This is a genomic window from Psychrobacter sp. 1U2 (genome assembly GCF_051847575.1).
The window spans coordinates 1-641 of the sequence record NZ_JBPYDC010001288.1; the positions used below are offsets into that span (position 1 = coordinate 1).

General features: G+C 44.9%; 2 protein-coding genes. Both read right to left on the minus strand.

Annotation, left to right across the window (positions count from 1 at the left end; all coding sequences use genetic code 11):
* Positions 1 to 290: 50S ribosomal protein L22 (gene rplV / locus ACS8FD_RS21690; RefSeq protein ID WP_439277393.1), on the minus strand; the 290-nt coding region annotated here is incomplete at its 3' end.
* 10 nt (positions 291 to 300) lie between these two features.
* The gene (gene rpsS, locus ACS8FD_RS21695) at positions 301 to 576 is read right to left on the minus strand and encodes a 30S ribosomal protein S19 (RefSeq protein WP_058368265.1); all 276 of its coding nucleotides are present in this window, start codon (positions 574 to 576) and stop codon (positions 301 to 303) included.
* Positions 577 to 641: the final 65 nt, after the last annotated feature.

Sequence of the window (641 nt, forward strand, 5' to 3'; positions counted from 1 at the left end):
CTGATACGATCAGCACGACCTTTGGCACGTGGTAGGATACGCTTTAGCGTAATGCCTTCATCAACGTAGATAGTGGCGACTCTTAAGTCATCAATATCTAAGCCATGATTATGTTCGGCATTGGCGATGGCTGAGTTAAGGCATTTCTTAACAAACACAGCGCCTTTTTTATTGCTATACGTTAGGATATCCAAAGCACGCTCAATAGATTTGCCGCGAACTTCATCAGCAACGAGTCTAACTTTTTGTGCCGATATGGCGGCACCGCGTAATTTTGCAGTTACTTCCATGGTAAGCACCTTATCTCTTAGCTTTTTTGTCAATGCCGTGACCACGATACGTACGAGTCGGGGCAAATTCACCTAGTTTATGACCAACCATCTGCTCACTCACGATAACCGGTACATGAGTACGGCCATTGTGAACAGACAAAGTTAGGCCAACCATTTGTGGCAGAATCATCGAGCGGCGCGACCAAGTTTTAATGGGTTTGCGTGAGTTGGTGTCAATAGCATTCTCAACTTTAGCAAACAGATGCGCGTCTATGAATGGACCTTTTTTCAATGAACGAGGCATGAGATTCTTCCTTTATTTCTTCTTGGCGCGACGGCGACGAATGATCATACTGTCAGTACGCTTAT

What these genes read in the sequence shown, in the direction of transcription:
- rpsS (WP_058368265.1), bottom strand. Translation starts at nt 576, where the DNA reads ATGCCTCGTTCATTGAAAAAAGGTCCATTCATAGACGCGCATCTGTTT.